Raw genomic sequence first — 18121 nt, forward strand, 5'->3', positions numbered from 1 at the left:
ATCAATACCCTGCCACGCCGATGCCTGCTAGTCTTTCAGACGCTTCCTTATCATCCGGGTCGTTGTCATGAAATCGTTGGTCGCATGGTCGTTGCTTTTTGCCCTTTCCGCATTCAGCGCCGCCGCATTGGCAGACGAAACGCCAGCCGAAGCCATTGCCCGCCTGTACTCACCGCTGGCAGATAACAGCAATGAGATCCTCTCTACCGGGTTTATCGTTGATTTACGCAGCTTGAAAAGCTTCAAAAAAAGAAATAGCTATACATGAATTCCGCTACTTGATAAGCACTTTTCAACTGAGCTCCAGCAATGGGCGATATCAACAGAGGAGCCGTAGTGAGTTGTATTTTTTGTCAGACGGTTGAAGGAAAATTCAGGAAGGATACATTATGTCTGTATTTCGACGAATAATTTATCATAGCGGTTGGTTTATTCTGCTTGGGCCGTTAATAGGCGCAGCCACCGCGATAGGTGTCATAAACTATTCACCCGCCATTATTGGCGGACCAGACTCATTTTTGTTCTGTTTCTACAGAACAATACCAGCATTAGTGATTATTACCGGCTGGATATACAGTCTCCTCCCCGCATGGTTAACCGGTGTCGCCTGCGCGCTGATACCCCTGAAATTATATCAAAAAATAATTAACAGGATGATCCTTTGCGCCATTGCAGGTGGTCTTATCACGACGCTGTTTAATTTTGTGCGATATAGTATTGACATAATCAATAGTGCATTACTATATAATGAAATATTGATTATGCTTATTTCGTCGATTGTAGCCGGGACAATAATGGGCGGGGTAATTACGTATTTGCCGGGGCTACGGGAAGTGAAGCGTAATAATAAATAAGAAGCGCCATTCGGTCCCGGAAATCCGGGCCCGTCTCTGTTACACCGCCGTCTGGAAAATCACCCCATCTGCTTTCTCAGTGTACTGAGAAAGCTGGTCGAAGTTCAGGTAACGGTAGGTATCTACCGCCGCCAGCTCCGCAGAAGCCGGAAAACGATCTGTCGATGACCTTTTATTATGCGCCGGAATAACGCAGTCATTAAAAATGGGGAGTCTCACATCACCAGCCCGGCCCCTCCATCACGGGCATGAGTTCCACAATATTCTCCAGTACCAGTGGCGTGTGGTGATCTGAACTTAATGCCAGTAAAACATCACCTGTGACAACAATTTCTTGGTTTAACAAATCGTCGCCGTACTGTACTTTAACTCTTTCTATGATCTCATCGCTCAACAAGAGTTGCACTTGCCCATTCCAGTCGGCTGCCTGCATGTCGGCATCCTGGACGCAGGTTAACGGTTCTTCGAGTTTAACCACCCAATAACGCTGCGCGCCGCTTTTTTGCTCTGCCAGTATTCCGCGCAATGACACGGTATCGCCTTCCCGCACGCAACGCTGTTGCCGTTTTTTCGCCATTTCTTCAACCGTTTTGACTGGCAAAATGTCGGTGCTGTGGTTACACCAGGCCAGTGAGCTTTGGCGACTAATGCCCTGAAATTGAGGAACGGGCAACCACCATGTATTATTAGCGTCTTTCTGCAATACCACATCCAGCTTTTTACTATCCTGACTATACCAGTCAGCATCGGCATTGGCAGGTTCGCCACAAAAATAGGCATATTTTTGCGCCGCGCATAGCTGTGTCACCACGAAGGATGGCACAGGCGTATTATTCAGCGTTGTTTTACGATTAAGATCGCCAACGTAGTTTTCACGTACCGCGTCAAGCAGTTGCGTGCGCAACGGATCGCCTTTTTCTACCGGCAGGCAAGCTGCGATGCGCCCGTACTGTTTCACCAGCGCGCGTAATTCCTGTGACTTCAGGTCAACATTCCCGGCAAAGTGGCACTTTGCTTGCTCCGGCGCGCTAAACTCTTCATCCAGGTAAACCGTACTCACCCACCCTTCGGTACCGCTGTCCAGCAGAATACGATCGAAGAGATAATATTTATCATCTTCATCTTTAATATACTGACCGTCAGTATCTTTTAGCAGGCCGCAAAAATAGGCCAGTTCGCGCGTCTCGTTGATTTCAATCCGCTTGATATCGAAGCGGGCGTTTAATAGCCCAACCTCCTCGCGTAGCGTTAATGCAATAGCGCCGCGTGGATTTTCATCAGGCTTCAGCGGGAACATATCTGATGCATATAAATTGCAACAAACCATCATCAACACCAATAAAAAATAACGCATGAACGTGACCGTCGAAAAATTGCATTGAGGGTGCCATAATAGCGCTTTGCGTTATTATCAGTAATCATTTACTCATGAAAAAGATCGCGTTCGGTTTCCCGTTATTGCTGACAGTATTGCCTCATCCGGCGCAAGCCAATGAGGCCGTGGCGAATAGTTCATTGCATTTACTGGCACAGAGCGATATTCAACTGGCGAAAGAGCGTCTGTTAATTGAACGCGAGCGGATTAATGCCGATTATTTGTTTGTGAATCCGACCGCGCAGGATATTACCGTTCCTGTCGTTTTCCCCATGCCGCCGCTGTCATTTAGCGACGTTAACGAAGCCGGTGAAGATTACATCCCCGGCATCCGCAACATTAAAATCCGCGTCGATGGTCAGATCGTGGCCCCGCAACCACGCTGGACCGTAGTACTGAATGCTCCGCAGGAAGAGATCACCGATAAACTTCAGCAGACTGGCTGGACGGTGGAGCAACTGATCGCCGCGCTAAGCGACGGTGAATTTTCGCCTCCGGCGGATCTCCCGGCGCTGCCGCCGGAATGGTTTAAGGATAATCAGCCGCAGTTTACTATCCAGCGCAACTTCATCTGGCAGCAGACCTTTCCGGCGGGGAAAGCGGTGACTATCCACCAGGTTTACACCCCGAGCGTGTCACTCAGCGCGCTAATGTCAACGGATGAGCTGGACAATGACAACACCTGCCCGACAGCGGAAAACCGCCAGCAAATACAGCAGGCGCTGGATCAGTTAATGGCGACGCAAGGCCCGGCAAGAGATTTGGGGCAAAACCGGATGGATGTGGTGCTAACCGGTGATCCCGCGTGGAAAGAGGGGGACATCGGCGAGTTTACGCTGCGCCTTCACGGCGATGCGATCACCACCTGCTTTCAGCCGCCGCTGACGCGGGTTAACGCCACTACGCTGGAATTTAAGCAGAAAAATTTCCGGCCTGCGGAAAATTTGGCAGTGACGTTTTATTCTTTATCGTCTATGTACGAATGATGGCATAAAACGCTTTACTCACTCAAATCCACGAGCGCATGAAGCGTCTTATAATTAAAAATCCACCAGGTAGAAAGAATTTCACCCTGCTGGTAAAATTTATAATCACTCTCGCCATTTGGCGACTTCAGTTTTATGACATCCCCCATCTGTTTCCAACGGGCATAAGGCGCCTTGTTATTCATTGATTTGAGATTCTGCACCATCGGTTCGCAGCGCGCGCACATTTTTGCGTTACCGTCATCGTAAAATGCCATCATCCCACCGTTAGTAACGTGTAAATACTGTAATTTAGCCGCCGCATCAGCGTTGCCGCATAGCATCAATAGCATTCCTATAACCCAAACTTTCTCATTCACTTTATTTCCGTTAAGCGAAAAATATTATCCAGTAACAGCGGCGTATGATGCGAGGCGCTCAGCGCCAGAAAAATATCGCCGCCGACGCTGACTTTTTTACCGACCAAATTGTTGAGCGATTCCCGCTCTTGTGGGGTTAGCACCAGTTGCATCGTCTGGTTCCAGCCAGGCTGCTGCTTATTGGCATCGCGCACGCAGGTAAGGGGGCTATCCGGGGTCAGGATCCAGTAAGCGGACTCGCCATCACCCTGCTGGCGAAGCGTGCCGGTGAGGTTAACGGTGTCTCCCTCCACCCTGCACGCCTGCGCCAGTTGCGCTAAATCGGTTTCTCGCAGCGTGCCATCGCTATAGTACCCGCAGCTCACTTTAGATTGTTGTGTCAGCAGGTTGTTTTCCGGCTGCGGGCGCCACACGCCATCCGGGGATTTTTTCAACACGACGCGAAGCCGATTATTGGCGTCATCATGGATAAAAAAACTCGTTTTATCTCCCGTCGCCTTACCCAAAAAGTAAGCATAATCTTCCGTGGCGCAAAGGTCTTCGACGATAAATTTTACCGTCGGCAGCGGGCCGTTAAGGGTTAAGCTATTGCTGTCGCCAATATAACTGGCGCGCAGGCCGTTCAGAATATCGCTTCGCAGCGGGTCGCTGGCTTTTACCGGCTGGCAAATATTTTTGCGCCCTTGCGCGGCGACCTGCTCACGTAAGAGCGCAGACGTTAACGGTACGTTTTTACCATAATGGCAGTGAACATCCTGCGGCGAAGCAATGGTTTTATCAAAGCGCACAACGCTGACCCAACTCCAGCGATAACCTATCGCCATCACGCGGTCATAAAGATGATATTGATTTTGCCCATCCGTCAGAAAATTATCGTTTTTGTCTTTTATTAAGCCACAAACGTAAGCAATGCTACTGTTTGCTTCAATCCGCCGCAGGTTAAACAGCCCATCCTCAAGCCCTTCTTCATCGCGCAGCGACAGGGCAATATATTTGCGCCAGGTATCACCTTGTGGCAATGGTTTTATTTCTTCGGCAAATGTATTTTGGCAAATTATTAATAATAAAAATAAATAATACCGCATTTTTCTTCCCTCGAAAAACGGCACTCACCGGATTATGATAATGATTATGTTTCGGACATGGAATGCACCGGTATGACATATTTTAAGTGGCTGAGCGTACTCCTGTGTTTTATTACCAGTTATCATGCTTATGCAAACGACTCGGCGGTCGGGGAAACCAATGGTTCCATTGAATTTCTGCAACAAAATGAGATCAGCATGGCGAAAGAGCGATTGTTGATTGCCAGCGATCGTATCAATGTCGATTATGTATTTATTAATCATTCGGCGCAGGATATTACCGTTCCGGTAGCCTTTCCGATGCCGGCTATTTCCCAACGATATATGGGAGATCGCACAGAAGGTATTGCCAACTTTAAGATCAGCGTGGACGGTAAACCGGTTAAAAGCGAGTCCCGCTGGCGAGTCATCCATGACTTAGGCGGTAAAGGTGAAGAAGACATTACGGCGAAACTACTGCAAACCGGCTGGACGATCCCACAGCTACGCCATGTCCTCAATCGCGAGGGCAAAGCCTCTATTGAAGAAGGATATAAAGAGGGAAAACAGCAATTACCGTCAGAGTGGTTTGATGACGGCTATCTGAATATTGCCGTTCAACAATATTTTATCTGGCAACAACGTTTTCCGGCGGGCAAGGAGATCGTTATTCACCACTCATACACGCCCAGTACGTCCACCGGCGTGCCTGACAGCCTTGACAGTCTTCTTGGTGATGAGCTCGGCGATCAATGCCTGACCGCCGCCACTCGCAAGGCGTTAAAACAGCTGGATGCAGGAATAAAATATAAAAACGAAGACGGTAGCGCGAATATCGGCTGGGGCTATCTGGGCTATATTCTGAAAACTGGCGCTAACTGGAAAGAGGGTGTCATTGGCGACTTTACCTTGCGCATTCATAAGAAGGATGAGACTGAAGTGGTTGTCCCCTGCTTTAATTACCCGCTAAAACAAATTGATCCGTTAACCCTAGAGTTTAAACAAAAAAACTTCAAGCCCGATGAAAACCTGGATATCCATTTTTATTACGATTCTTCGCGGTAAAAACTGGCCCGGAAATCCGGGCCAGTCACTTTTACACCGCAGTCTGGAAAATCACCCCATCTGCTTTCTCAGTGTACTGAGAGAGCTGGTCGAAGTTCAGATAACGGTAGGTATCCACCGCCGTCTTATCCACCTGCGCCACAAAGGTCTGGTACTCTTCCGGCGTCGGCAGTTTGCCGATAAGCGCTGCCACCGCCGCCAGCTCCGCAGAAGCCAGGAAGACGTTCGCACCGGTACCTAAACGGTTCGGGAAGTTACGGGTAGAGGTAGAGACCACCGTCGCACCGTCAGCCACACGCGCCTGGTTACCCATACACAGGGAACAGCCTGGGATCTCAATACGCGCACCGCTCTTACCAAACACGCTGTAGTAACCTTCTTCGGTCAGCTGCGCAGCGTCCATACGGGTTGGCGGCGCTACCCACAGGCGGGTTGGCAACTGGCCTTTGTGGTTATCCAGCAGCTTACCAGCCGCGCGGAAGTGGCCGATGTTGGTCATGCAGGAACCGATGAACACTTCGTCGATCTTCTCGCCCTGCACGTCAGACAGCAGACGCGCGTCGTCCGGATCGTTCGGCGCACACAGGATTGGCTCTTTGATATCCGCCAGATCGATGTCGATCACCGCCGCATACTCTGCGTCAGCATCAGCTTCCAGCAGTTGCGGATCCGCCAGCCATTTTTCCATGCCCTGGATACGGCGTTCCAGCGTACGACGGTCGCCGTAGCCTTCCGCAATCATCCACTTCAGCAGGACGATGTTGGAGGTCAGGTATTCAATGATCGGCTCTTTGTTCAGCTTGATGGTACAACCCGCAGCGGAACGCTCGGCAGAAGCATCGGTCAGCTCAAACGCCTGCTCAACTTTCAGATCCGGCAGACCTTCGATTTCCAGGATGCGGCCAGAGAAGATGTTTTTCTTGCCTTTCTTCTCAACGGTCAGCAGGCCCTGTTTGATGGCGTACAGCGGGATGGCATGGACCAGATCGCGCAGGGTGATGCCCGGCTGCATTTTGCCTTTGAAGCGCACCAGCACGGATTCCGGCATATCCAGCGGCATCACGCCGGTCGCGGCGGCAAACGCCACCAGACCAGAACCCGCCGGGAAAGAGATACCAATCGGGAAACGGGTATGGGAGTCACCGCCGGTACCGACGGTATCCGGCAGCAGCATACGGTTCAGCCAGGAGTGGATCACGCCGTCGCCCGGACGCAGGGAGACACCGCCACGGTTCATAATGAAGTCCGGCAGCGTGTGATGCGTGGTGACGTCAACCGGCTTCGGATAGGCTGCGGTGTGACAGAACGACTGCATGACCAGATCGGCGGAGAATCCCAGACAGGCCAGGTCTTTCAGCTCATCGCGGGTCATCGGGCCAGTAGTATCCTGAGAACCGACGGAGGTCATTTTCGGTTCGCAGTACGCGCCCGGACGGATACCTTTCACGCCGCAGGCGCGACCGACCATTTTCTGCGCCAGAGAGAAGCCACGGCTGCTTTCCGCCACGTCTTTTGCCTGACGGAAAACGTCTGAGTGCGGCAGCCCCAGCGCTTCACGCGCTTTGGTGGTCAGGCCACGGCCGATAATCAGCGGAATACGACCACCGGCACGCACTTCGTCGATCAGCACGTCGGTTTTCAGTTCGAAGGTTGCCAGTAGCTCGCCGGTTTCGTGGTTACGCACTTCGCCTTTGTACGGGTAGACGTCAATCACATCGCCCATATTCAGGTTAGAAACGTCAACTTCAATCGGCAGCGCGCCCGCATCTTCCATAGTGTTAAAGAAGATAGGCGCAATTTTGCCGCCGAGGCACAGGCCGCCGCCGCGCTTATTCGGCACGTTCGGGATGTCATCGCCCATGAACCACAGCACGGAGTTGGTCGCGGATTTACGGGAAGAACCGGTGCCCACCACGTCACCCACGTAAGCCAGCGGGTAGCCTTTTTTCTGCAATGCTTCGATTTGTTTGATCGGGCCGACAACGCCTGGCTGATCCGGCTCAATGCCTTCACGGGCGTTTTTCAGCATCGCCTGCGCATGTAACGGGATATCCGGTCTCGACCACGCATCCGGCGCCGGAGAAAGATCGTCGGTATTCGTTTCGCCGGTCACTTTGAATACGGTGACGGTGATTTTTTCCGCCAGCGGCGGACGGCTCAGGAACCATTCGGCGTCGGCCCAGGATTGCATCACCTGTTTGGCATATTCATTGCCCGCTTTGGCTTTCTCTTCGACGTCGTAGAAGTTATCGAACATCAGCAGGGTGTGGGACAGCGCTTTGGCCGCAATCGGCGCCAGTTTCGCATCGTCCAGCGCATCAATCAGCGGATGAATGTTGTAACCACCCTGCATAGTGCCCAGCAGTTCAATGGCTTTTTCTGGGGAGACCAGCGGGGAGGTGGTGTCGCCTTTCGCGACAGCAGCGAGAAAACCGGCTTTAACATAAGCGGCTTCATCTACGCCAGGAGGAACGCGGTTGATCAACAGGTCTAACAGGAATTCTTCTTCGCCCACAGGCGGGGTCTTCAGCAGCTCGACAAGCGCAGCCATTTGGGTTGCGTCTAAAGGTTTCGGCACAATCCCCTGGGCAGCACGCTCAGCTACGTGCTTACGGTATTCTTCTAGCACGACGATATCTCCTCGCTCTCATTGTCATAATGCGGCGCTTTTGTTGATGGGCGATTCTCTTCACGCTCCTGTGAGACAGTAGTTAGTAGGGTAAATGCCCGGTACCGCATACGGCACAATAACAGGATTTTCTTTAAGTGTTAATCTGTTTACAAAAAAGCAACATAAAAAAGTGGCTGAATCGTTAAGGATGGTCTAATGCTCTACTGAGACGGGAGCTACAGCCATAAATGCTTACCTCATTTCGTGCTTTGATCGTCACGTAACGTTACCGATCCCAACATTAGCTAAAAATTAAACTATCGTCCCTTTATACTCACGCGAAACTGCACCCCGTCGGCGGCAGGCATAATGACCATAGCGATTCTCTGGAATCGGGAGAGATAAAATGACGTTGCCCTTTAAACCCCATCTCATTGCCCTTGTGTGCAGTGCCGGGTTATTTGCCGCTTCGGGCGTACTGTATGTTAAAAGCCGCGCTCCCGAAGCGCCCGCGCAGGCGGCAGCTCGCGCCTCTGAGCCAACGCAGACCGCTGTGCCCGCGCCTGTCGCGAAAACGACCTTTACCACTGCGCAAATCGATCAATGGGTCGCGCCTGTCGCGCTTTATCCCGATGCCCTGCTTTCGCAGGTGCTCATGGCCTCCACCTACCCGGCGAACGTGGTTCAGGCCGTCCAGTGGTCGCGAGATAACCCCACGCTGCAGGGCGATGCCGCTATTCAGGCGGTGGCCAGCCAACCGTGGGACCCCAGCGTCAAATCGCTGGTCGCCTTTCCTCAGTTGATGGCGCTTATGGGCGAGAATCCGCAATGGGTGCAAAACCTGGGCGATGCGTTCTTAGCCCAGCCACAGGATGTGATGGATGCGGTGCAAAGGCTGCGTCTGCTCGCTCAACAAACCGGTTCGCTAAAATCAACGCCGCAGCAAACCGTCACCAGCGTGCCGAAGTCCAGCGCTTCTACCGCCGTCACGACGACAACAACAACCACCACATCCGCCAGTACGCCAGCGACACCGTCGACCGTCATCAAAATTGAACCCGCGAATCCGCAGGTGGTGTACGTGCCGAACTATAACCCCGCGACGGTGTATGGCGCCTGGCCCAATACCGCTTATCCGCCGGTGTATTTACCGCCCCCTCCGGGGCAGCAGTTTGCCGATAGTTTTGTTAAAGGTTTTGGTTATAGTCTGGGCGTCGCCACCACCTATGCGTTGTTCAGCAGCATAGACTGGGATGACGACGATCATCACCACCATGACGACGACCATCATGATGATGATTACCATCATGGTGGTAACGGTTATCAACATAATGGCGATAATATCAACATCAATGTCAATAATTTCAACCGGATATCCGGGCAAAATCTGCCGGGCCAAACGATGGGCTGGCAGCATAATCCCGCCTGGCGCAATGGCGTCCCCTATCCGAATAATACCGTTGCGCAACGGTTCCATCCCACCAATGTTAGCGGCGGGTTAAGCACAACGCAGCAAGCGCCAGTGTCTCGCGACAGTCAGCGCCAGGCGGCCATGACGCAATTCCAACAGCGCAGCCATACATCACCCGCTAACCTGTCAGGCGAGACATCCCGCGATAGACAGCGCAAAGCGGCATCGCAGCAGTTAAATCAAATTGCCCAGCGTAATAATTACCGTGGCTATGACGGAACACAAAACAGCAGTCGTCGCGAGGCGGCGCAGCAGACACTGAATAAATCCACCACGCAGCAGCATCGTTCCGAGCTGAAGGCTAAAGCCCAGCAGCACCATGTTTCACAACAGCAGAGAGACACCGCCCGCCAGCGTATTGAATCCTCTACGCCGCAACAGCGTCAGGCATTTCGCCAGAATATGCACGCCAATGTGTTTAGCGGGAACGACAGTCGATCGCCGTCATGGCAATCGCAACAGCTACGCGGGCAGGAAAGCCGTCGCGGCAGTCACTTAAACACCGAGCAACGCGCCGCCGCGCGGGAACATTTTTCTGAACATCATGAATTTCATCGCCGTTAACCGGAGCAGATAATGAAAAAGGTTATGTTAAGCGCTCTGTTACTGTCGTTACCCTTGCTGGGCTACGCACAGGAACGGTTCCCCTCCCCGGAAGCGGCCGCCAGCGCCTTCGCCGCGGCGGTAGCCGGAAAAAACGAAACGCAGCTTACCGCGCTACTGGGCGATGACTGGCGGCAATTTCTGCCGCCGGAAGGTGCCGATCCCGAGGCCGTGGCCCGCTTCAATCGTGACTGGCGCGAAGGCCATCGCATTGTACAAAAAGACAATACGGCGCACCTGAATGTCGGACGAGAAGACTGGCAGCTCCCGGTGCCCATGGTGAAAGAGACTGGCGGCTGGCGCTTTGATATGGCGGCAGCCGGGAATGAGATCCTCACCCGTACTATTGGGCGAAATGAACTTTCTACCTTACAGGCCATGCATGCTTACGTTGATGCGCAGCAGGATTATTACTTACAAAACCATCGCTGGGCGCACAGGATAATCAGTAGCGAAGGCCAAAAAGATGGCCTGTACTGGCCAACCAAAGCAGGCGACGTCCCCAGTCCCTTAGGCCCAAACTTTAGCCCCGCAGCGCCAGACGAGGGTTACCACGGCTACCATTTCCGTATTATCAGCGATAACGACGGTCACGGCGCGGCGCTTCTGGCCTGGCCGATGCATTACGGCGAAACCGGGGTGATGAGTTTTATGGTCAACCAGGACGATCGTATTTATCAGGCGGATTTAGGCAAGGAGACGGAGAGTAAAGTTCAGGCTATCACGCGTTTTGCGCCAGACGCGCAGTGGCAGGTCGCCGAATAACCCGTAAGCGCCTGGCGTTATCGCCAGGCCATAATCATTAGCCCTGATGCGGCATTAATTCCGGGTGGCCTTGTACCGGCGGCTTGTTGCTGGTCAGCGCGGCTTCATCAGCCTGAATGCTGCCGGAATTGGCCGCCCATACGCCTTCATGCGTGTGGGTGATCTGCTGATGCTGCGCATTCAAATCCTCGCCCATTGCCGCAATATGCGTGCTTTCCGTACCGCCGCTGTTAGTCGCCCAGGGGATGACGGGATCGCTGGCAAATGCCATGCCGGAAATCAACGTCGCGGTTAGCGCTGCTGTTGTCAGAAAAAGTTTCATATATCAAACCTCATAATTAGCTCGCTATTATTTTATAGCGTTACTAATTTCAGGGTGATGACAAAGTAAGGAGAGGTATTTCTTATGAAACAATTAGTTGGTCGAAAATGACAAACAAAGGCACTACCGACGGCATAAGCTTTGAAAAACGTACTGCTGCGGAAAAGATAAATTTTGCGGTTTCGTTATCCTTCGCCATCATTTGACACATCTGATTTGCCATGCATAAAAAAAGCGGCTGTAAAGCCGCTTTTTTGTATCGGGTGGCGCATTGCCACCTACAGAAGATTATTTCTTCTTCGCTTTCGGGTTCGGCAGGTCGGTAATACTACCTTCGAACACTTCAGCAGCCAGACCGACGGACTCGTGCAGCGTCGGGTGCGCATGAATGGTCAGCGCGATATCTTCCGCGTCGCAGCCCATTTCGATCGCCAGACCGATTTCACCCAGCAGCTCGCCGCCGTTGGTGCCGACAATCGCCCCGCCGATCACGCGGTGAGATTCTTTGTCGAAAATCAGTTTGGTCATACCGTCTGCGCAGTCAGAAGCGATAGCACGGCCAGAAGCTGCCCACGGGAAGGTGGCGGTTTCATAGCTGATGCCTTTTTCTTTCGCTTCTTTCTCGGTCAGGCCAACCCATGCCACTTCTGGCTCGGTGTACGCGATAGACGGGATAACTTTCGGATCGAAGTAGTGTTTCTTCCCGGCGATAACTTCAGCGGCAACGTGGCCTTCGTGAACGCCTTTATGCGCCAGCATCGGCTGGCCGACGATATCGCCGATAGCGAAGATGTGCGGCACGTTGGTGCGCAGCTGTTTGTCCACGCGGATAAAGCCACGGTCGTCAACTTCCACGCCAGCTTTGCCCGCGTCGAGGTTTTTACCGTTCGGCACACGACCAATCGCCACCAGCACGGCGTCATAACGCTGCGCTTCAGCCGGGGCTTTTTTGCCTTCCATCGAAACGTAGATACCGTCTTCTTTCGCTTCAACGGCAGTCACTTTGGTTTCCAGCATCAGGTTGAATTTCTTGCTGATGCGCTTGGTGAAGACTTTAACGATGTCTTTATCAGCCGCCGGGATAACCTGATCGAACATTTCAACCACGTCAATCTCTGAACCCAGCGCGTGGTATACGGTACCCATTTCCAGACCGATGATACCGCCGCCCATGACCAGCATACGCTTCGGTACTTCTTTCAGTTCCAGAGCGTCGGTAGAATCCCATACGCGCGGGTCTTCATGCGGAATAAACGGTAATTGGATCGGACGAGAACCTGCCGCGATGATCGCGTTGTCGAAGTTGATCACGGTTTTGCCGTTTTCGCCTTCCACTTCCAGGGTGTTAGCCCCGGTGAATTTACCCAGACCGTTGACCACTTTCACTTTACGGCCTTTGGCCATACCCGCCAGACCGCCGGTCAGCTGCGTGATCACTTTCTCTTTCCAGGTACGAATCTTGTCGATATCGGTTTTCGGCTCACCGAAGACGATACCGTGTTCAGCCAGCGCTTTGGCTTCTTCGATAACTTTTGCTACGTGCAGCAGCGCTTTAGAAGGGATACAGCCGACGTTCAGACAAACACCGCCAAGGGTGCTGTAGCGTTCTACAATTACGGTTTCCAGACCTAAATCAGCGCAACGGAAAGCGGCAGAATAGCCTGCCGGGCCCGCCCCAAGTACCACGACCTGAGTTTTGATTTCAGTACTCATCATGACCTCTTTATTTGTATCCGGCGGTCCGGGGTACTTGATCGCCCATCATCCACCGGGTCGTTCTATCCGCCCGTATCTTACAAAATTGTTAACAATTTTGAAACAACAAACGGATCACGAATTATCGCTTTCGCTAATAACCTCACAAACTCCATGAGATTATCAAAAAAAAGCCGGCCGTCGGGCCGGCTTTTTCGCTTACATCACCAGACGGCGAATGTCAGACAACATATTGTTGATAATGGTAATGAAACGCGCACCATCAGCACCATCGATCACACGGTGGTCGAAGGAAAGAGAGATAGGCATCATCAGACGCGGCACAAACTCTTTCCCATTCCACACCGGTTCCATCGCCGACTTAGAAACGCCGAGGATAGCCACTTCCGGCGCGTTAACAATCGGCGCGAAGTGGGTAGTTCCCAGACCGCCGATGCTGGAGATAGTGAAGCAACCACCCTGCATTTCGCCAGCGGTCAGCTTACCATCACGCGCTTTTTTGGAGATGGTGGTCAGTTCACGAGACAGCTCGGTCACGCTCTTCTTATTCACGTCTTTAAAGACCGGAACCACCAGGCCATTCGGGGTATCAACCGCCACGCCGATGTTGATGTATTTCTTCAGGGTCAGACGCTGACCGTCTTCGGACAGAGAGCTGTTGAAGCGCGGCATCTGTTCCAGAGCAGCGGCAACCGCTTTCATGATGAAGACCACTGGCGTGTATTTCACGTCCAGTTTACGCTTCTCAGCTTCGGCGTTCTGCTGTTTACGGAACGCTTCCAGATCGGTGATATCGGTTTTGTCGAAGTGCGTAACGTGCGGGATCATCACCCAGTTACGGCTCAGGTTCGCGCCAGAGATTTTCTGGATACGGCCCAGTTCCACTTCTTCAACTTCACCAAACTTGCTGAAGTCCACTTTCGGCCACGGCAGCATACCCGGGATACCACCGCCCGCAGCAGCCGGCGCAGCTTCTGCGCGTTTGATAGCGTCTTTCACGTAAGCCTGAACGTCTTCGCGCAGAATACGGCCTTTACGACCGGTGCCTTTCACTTTCGCCAGGTTGACGCCAAACTCGCGCGCCAGACGGCGAATCAGCGGGGTAGCGTGAACGTAAGCGTCGTTTTCAGCGAACTCAGATTTGCCTTCCGCTTTGGCAGCCGGGGCAGCAGGCTTCTCAGCTTTCGCCGCCGGAGCTGGCGCCGCCGCTTCCTGTTTAGCCGGAGCGGCCGCAGGCGCTGCGCCTTCTACTTCGAAGACCATAATCAGAGAACCGGTTTTCACTTTATCGCCGGTGCTGATTTTGATTTCTTTCACGGTGCCCGCGAACGGCGCAGGCACTTCCATGGAGGCTTTGTCGCCTTCGACGGTGATCAGCGACTGTTCAGCGGCAACTTTATCGCCGACTTTGACCATCACTTCGGTGACTTCAACTTCGTCGCCGCCGATATCCGGTACGTTAACGTCTTTCACGCCCGTCGCTGCCGCTGGAGCAGCCGCAGCCGGAGCGGCTTCCGCTTTCGCTGGTGCTGCTGCGCCCGCTTCACCCGCCACTTCGAAGACCATAATCAGAGAGCCGGTAGACACTTTATCACCGGTGTTCACTTTGATCTCTTTCACGGTGCCCGCGAACGGCGCCGGCACTTCCATAGAGGCCTTGTCGCCTTCGACGGTGATCAGCGACTGTTCAGCTTCAACGGTGTCGCCCACTTTCACCATCACTTCAGTCACTTCAACTTCGTCACTGCCGATATCCGGAACGTGAACGTCTTTCGCCGCTGCCGCAGCAGGTGCTGCTGCCGGAGCCGCTTCTTTCTTCTCTTCTGCCTTAGCAGGTGCAGCGTCGGCTGCACCGTCGGCGGAATCGAAAATCATGATAAGTGCACCGGTCTCGGTTTTGTCGCCGACAGAGACTTTGATCTCTTTCACGACGCCAGCCTGCGGAGACGGGACTTCCATAGAGGCTTTGTCGCCTTCTACGGTGATCAGCGACTGTTCAGCTTCCACTTTGTCGCCCACTTTGACCAGAATCTCGGTGATTTCAACTTCATCTGTCCCGATGTCCGGTACTTTGATTTCGATAGCCATTATTCTTTTACCTCTTACGCCAGACGCGGGTTAACTTTATCTGCATCGATGTTGAATTTGGTAATCGCATCCGCTACCACTTTCTTGTCGATTTCGCCACGTTTAGCCAGTTCGCCCAGCGCTGCAACAACCACATAAGAAGCATCAACTTCGAAGTGGTGACGCAGGTTCTCACGGCTGTCGGAACGACCGAAGCCATCCGTACCCAGTACGCGATAGTCGTCAGCCGGTACGTAAGTACGAACCTGCTCGGCGAACAGTTTCATATAGTCAGTAGATGCCACTGCCGGAGCGTCGTTCATCACCTGAGCGATGTACGGTACGCGCGGGGTTTCCAGCGGGTGCAGCATGTTCCAGCGCTCACAATCCTGACCATCACGCGCCAGTTCGGTGAAGGAGGTTACGCTGTACACGTCAGAACCTACGCCGTAGTCTTTCGCCAGGATCTGTGCCGCTTCACGCACGTGACGCAGGATAGAACCGGAGCCCAGCAGCTGAACTTTACCTTTGCTACCTTCAAGGGTTTCGAGTTTGTAGATACCTTTACGGATACCTTCCTCGGCACCTGCTGGCATGGCCGGCATGTGGTAGTTTTCGTTCAGGGTGGTGATGTAGTAGTAAACGTTCTCTTGTTTCTCACCGTACATACGCTCCAGACCATCATGCATGATGACAGCCACTTCATAGGCGTAAGCCGGGTCGTAAGAGATACAGTTCGGGATAGTCAGCGACTGAATGTGGCTGTGACCATCTTCGTGCTGCAGACCTTCGCCGTTCAGCGTAGTACGACCGGAAGTCCCGCCAATCAGGAAGCCGCGAGCCTGCTGGTCGCCAGCCTGCCAGCACAGGTCGCCGATACGCTGGAACCCGAACATGGAGTAGTAGATATAGAACGGGATCATCGGCAGATCGTTGGTGCTGTAAGAGGTCGCCGCAGCCAGCCAGGATGCGCCTGCGCCCAGCTCGTTGATACCTTCCTGCAGAATCTGGCCTTTCTCGTCTTCTTTGTAGTAAGCAACCTGCTCACGGTCCTGCGGGGTGTACTGCTGGCCGTTCGGGCTGTAGATACCAATCTGACGGAACAGACCTTCCATACCGAAAGTACGCGCTTCGTCGGCGATGATCGGCACCAGGCGATCTTTGATCGACTTGTTCTTCAGCATCACGTTCAGAGCACGCACGAAAGCGATAGTGGTGGAAATCTCTTTGCTTTGCTCTTCCAGCAGCGCGCCGAAATCTGAAAGTTGAGGCAGCTCTAACTTCTCGGTGAAGTTCGGCTGACGGCTTGGCAGGTAGCCGTGCAGCGCCTGACGGCGTTCATGCAGGTATTTGTGTTCTTCAGAACCTTCCGGGAAGGTAATGTACGGCAGTTTTTCGAGATCAGCATCGGCAACCGGCACGTTGAAACGATCGCGGACGTAACGCACGCCGTCCATGTTCATTTTCTTAACCTGGTGAGCGATGTTTTTACCTTCCGCGGTGTCACCCATGCCGTAACCTTTAATGGTATGGGCCAGGATTACGGTCGCTTTGCCTTTGGTTTCCTGCGCTTTTTTCAGTGCCGCGTAGACTTTCTTCGGATCGTGACCACCACGGTTCAGCGCCCAAATCTGCTCGTCAGTCCAGTCGGCCACCAGGGCTGCGGTTTCCGGATATTTACCGAAGAAGTGCTCACGCACGTAAGCGCCGTCTTTGGATTTGAAGGTCTGGTAGTCGCCGTCAACGGTTTCGTTCATCAGCTGGATCAGTTTACCGCTGGTGTCTTTACGCAGCAGTTCATCCCAACGACCGCCCCACATGACTTTAATAACGTTCCAGCCAGCACCTGCAAAGATGCCTTCCAGTTCGTTAACAATCTTGCCGTTACCGGTGACCGGGCCGTCAAGACGCTGCAGGTTACAGTTGATAACAAAGACCAGGTTGTCCAGTTTTTCACGGGTGGCGATGGTGATCGCGCCTTTGGATTCCGGCTCGTCCATCTCGCCGTCGCCGAGGAAGGCGTAAACGGTCTGTTTAGAGGTATCTTTCAGGCCACGGTGTTCCAGATATTTCAGGAATTTCGCCTGGTAGATAGCACCGATTGGGCCCAGCCCCATAGAGACGGTCGGGAACTGCCAGAATTCCGGCATCAGTTTCGGGTGCGGATAGGAAGAGAGGCCATTGCCGTGAACTTCCTGACGGAAGTTATCCATCTGTTCCTGGGTCAGACGACCTTCCAGGAACGCGCGAGCGTAGATGCCCGGAGAGATGTGGCCCTGGAAGTACACCAGGTCGCCGCCATCCTGTTCGTTGCGCGCACGGAAGAAATGGTTGAAACAGACATCATAGATCGTGGCGGAAGACTGGAAGGACGCCATGTGGCCGCCCAACTCAAGGTCTTTTTTAGACGCGCGCAGCACGGTCATGATGGCGTTCCAGCGGATCGCAGAACGAATGCGACGTTCCAGCTCCAGATTGCCCGGGTATTCCGGTTCGTCTTCAACGGCAATAGTGTTGATGTAATTACTGGCCCCTGCGCCTGCCGCGACTTTCACGCCGCCTTTACGAGCTTCAGAAAGCAGTTGGTCAATCAGATACTGAGCGCGCTCAACACCTTCTTCACGGATGACCGATTCGATCGCCTGTAGCCAGTCGCGAGTTTCGATCGGATCCACGTCATTTGGGAAACGTTCTGACATGGGGGTATTCCTTATCTATCTAATACGTTGAGTTATCTGGAACCTGTCCCATTAAACTTTCGTCAGAAAGCTTAATAAGACAGGTTCTGCGTTTATTGCCTGGCCCATAAGGTGTAATTGTTGCAGCCAGTTTGGTCACGGACAGCGCGGAACAACCGGAACGT

The 18121-nt window shown here is 53.0% G+C and carries 14 protein-coding genes and 1 pseudogene; 6 read left to right on the forward strand and 9 right to left on the reverse strand.

Features of this window, described 5'->3' with window-relative positions:
• Window positions 1–67: 67 nt before the first annotated feature.
• Together NA330_RS08265 and NA330_RS08270 are read left to right on the forward strand one after the other, a co-directional pair.
• Window positions 68–268 carry a hypothetical protein gene (locus tag NA330_RS08265; RefSeq protein ID WP_023241694.1) on the forward strand — a complete coding sequence of 67 codons (201 nt, stop codon included), beginning with the start codon at window positions 68–70 and terminating at the stop codon, window positions 266–268.
• Between the two features lie 121 nt (window positions 269–389).
• Complete coding sequence (locus NA330_RS08270) at window positions 390–854, forward strand: hypothetical protein (protein ID WP_023241693.1); 465 nt, start codon at window positions 390–392, stop codon at window positions 852–854.
• A 39-nt stretch (window positions 855–893) separates the two neighbouring features.
• Here the strand turns inward: NA330_RS08270 and NA330_RS08275 are convergent.
• A pseudogene (locus tag NA330_RS08275) lies at window positions 894–986 on the reverse strand (hypothetical protein); the annotation flags it as partial.
• An 88-nt stretch (window positions 987–1074) separates the two neighbouring features.
• Window positions 1075–2208: a DUF4431 domain-containing protein gene (locus NA330_RS08280; RefSeq protein ID WP_023241692.1), complete on the reverse strand. Its 1134-nt coding sequence runs from the start codon at window positions 2206–2208 to the stop codon at window positions 1075–1077.
• Window positions 2209–2282: 74 nt separating this feature from the next.
• On the opposite strand from NA330_RS08280, the gene NA330_RS08285 reads away from it, so the two are divergent.
• Window positions 2283–3215, forward strand: coding sequence for a DUF4424 family protein (locus NA330_RS08285; protein ID WP_023241691.1), 933 nt, complete (start codon window positions 2283–2285; stop codon window positions 3213–3215).
• 14 nt (window positions 3216–3229) lie between these two features.
• On the opposite strand, the gene NA330_RS08290 is transcribed toward NA330_RS08285, so the two are convergent.
• Together NA330_RS08290 and NA330_RS08295 are read right to left on the reverse strand one after the other, a co-directional pair.
• Entirely contained in the window at window positions 3230–3574 is a 345-nt protein-coding gene (locus NA330_RS08290) for a hypothetical protein (protein WP_223175026.1), read from the reverse strand.
• Window positions 3571–4593, reverse strand: a complete 1023-nt coding sequence (locus NA330_RS08295) for a DUF4431 domain-containing protein (RefSeq protein ID WP_223175027.1) — start codon at window positions 4591–4593, stop codon at window positions 3571–3573. Before NA330_RS08295 ends, NA330_RS08290 begins: the two co-directional genes overlap by 4 nt.
• A 138-nt stretch (window positions 4594–4731) precedes the next feature.
• On the opposite strand from NA330_RS08295, the gene NA330_RS08300 reads away from it, so the two are divergent.
• A complete protein-coding gene (locus NA330_RS08300; protein ID WP_023241688.1) occupies window positions 4732–5703 on the forward strand; it encodes a DUF4424 family protein in 972 nt (323 codons plus the stop codon).
• A gap of 31 nt (window positions 5704–5734) precedes the next feature.
• Here NA330_RS08300 and acnB read toward each other — a convergent pair whose 3' ends face one another.
• Window positions 5735–8332, reverse strand: a complete 2598-nt coding sequence (gene acnB, locus NA330_RS08305) for a bifunctional aconitate hydratase 2/2-methylisocitrate dehydratase (protein ID WP_000888956.1) — start codon at window positions 8330–8332, stop codon at window positions 5735–5737.
• Between the two features lie 388 nt (window positions 8333–8720).
• On the opposite strand from acnB, the gene NA330_RS08310 reads away from it, so the two are divergent.
• Entirely contained in the window at window positions 8721–10349 is a 1629-nt protein-coding gene (locus tag NA330_RS08310) for a DUF3300 domain-containing protein (RefSeq protein ID WP_023241687.1), read from the forward strand.
• Window positions 10350–10361: 12 nt separating this feature from the next.
• Window positions 10362–11153 carry a DUF2950 family protein gene (locus NA330_RS08315; RefSeq protein WP_000757452.1) on the forward strand — a complete coding sequence of 264 codons (792 nt, stop codon included), beginning with the start codon at window positions 10362–10364 and terminating at the stop codon, window positions 11151–11153.
• 37 nt (window positions 11154–11190) lie between these two features.
• On the opposite strand, the gene NA330_RS08320 is transcribed toward NA330_RS08315, so the two are convergent.
• The 4 genes from NA330_RS08320 to aceE all read right to left on the reverse strand — a co-directional run bounded on the left by NA330_RS08320 (window position 11191) and on the right by aceE (window position 17957).
• Entirely contained in the window at window positions 11191–11475 is a 285-nt protein-coding gene (locus NA330_RS08320; protein ID WP_000765363.1) for an outer membrane protein, read from the reverse strand.
• A 288-nt stretch (window positions 11476–11763) separates the two neighbouring features.
• A complete protein-coding gene (gene lpdA, locus NA330_RS08325) occupies window positions 11764–13188 on the reverse strand; it encodes a dihydrolipoyl dehydrogenase (protein WP_001537804.1) in 1425 nt (474 codons plus the stop codon).
• Between the two features lie 201 nt (window positions 13189–13389).
• Entirely contained in the window at window positions 13390–15279 is a 1890-nt protein-coding gene (gene aceF, locus NA330_RS08330; RefSeq protein ID WP_000963594.1) for a pyruvate dehydrogenase complex dihydrolipoyllysine-residue acetyltransferase, read from the reverse strand.
• Between the two features lie 14 nt (window positions 15280–15293).
• Window positions 15294–17957 carry a pyruvate dehydrogenase (acetyl-transferring), homodimeric type gene (gene aceE, locus NA330_RS08335; protein WP_000003840.1) on the reverse strand — a complete coding sequence of 888 codons (2664 nt, stop codon included), beginning with the start codon at window positions 17955–17957 and terminating at the stop codon, window positions 15294–15296.
• Window positions 17958–18121: the final 164 nt, after the last annotated feature.

The organism is Salmonella sp. NW722 (assembly GCF_051702785.1).
In the GTDB taxonomy this organism is placed as follows: domain Bacteria; phylum Pseudomonadota; class Gammaproteobacteria; order Enterobacterales; family Enterobacteriaceae; genus Salmonella; species Salmonella enterica.

What these genes read in the sequence shown, in the direction of transcription:
- NA330_RS08315 (WP_000757452.1), top strand. Translation starts at nt 10,362, where the DNA reads ATGAAAAAGGTTATGTTAAGCGCTCTGTTACTGTCGTTACCCTTGCTG.
- aceF (WP_000963594.1), bottom strand. Translation starts at nt 15,279, where the DNA reads ATGGCTATCGAAATCAAAGTACCGGACATCGGGACAGATGAAGTTGAA.
- NA330_RS08310 (WP_023241687.1), top strand. Translation starts at nt 8,721, where the DNA reads ATGACGTTGCCCTTTAAACCCCATCTCATTGCCCTTGTGTGCAGTGCC.
- lpdA (WP_001537804.1), bottom strand. Translation starts at nt 13,188, where the DNA reads ATGAGTACTGAAATCAAAACTCAGGTCGTGGTACTTGGGGCGGGCCCG.
- NA330_RS08265 (WP_023241694.1), top strand. Translation starts at nt 68, where the DNA reads ATGAAATCGTTGGTCGCATGGTCGTTGCTTTTTGCCCTTTCCGCATTC.
- NA330_RS08285 (WP_023241691.1), top strand. Translation starts at nt 2,283, where the DNA reads ATGAAAAAGATCGCGTTCGGTTTCCCGTTATTGCTGACAGTATTGCCT.
- NA330_RS08320 (WP_000765363.1), bottom strand. Translation starts at nt 11,475, where the DNA reads ATGAAACTTTTTCTGACAACAGCAGCGCTAACCGCGACGTTGATTTCC.
- NA330_RS08300 (WP_023241688.1), top strand. Translation starts at nt 4,732, where the DNA reads ATGACATATTTTAAGTGGCTGAGCGTACTCCTGTGTTTTATTACCAGT.
- NA330_RS08270 (WP_023241693.1), top strand. Translation starts at nt 390, where the DNA reads ATGTCTGTATTTCGACGAATAATTTATCATAGCGGTTGGTTTATTCTG.
- NA330_RS08280 (WP_023241692.1), bottom strand. Translation starts at nt 2,208, where the DNA reads ATGCGTTATTTTTTATTGGTGTTGATGATGGTTTGTTGCAATTTATAT.
- aceE (WP_000003840.1), bottom strand. Translation starts at nt 17,957, where the DNA reads ATGTCAGAACGTTTCCCAAATGACGTGGATCCGATCGAAACTCGCGAC.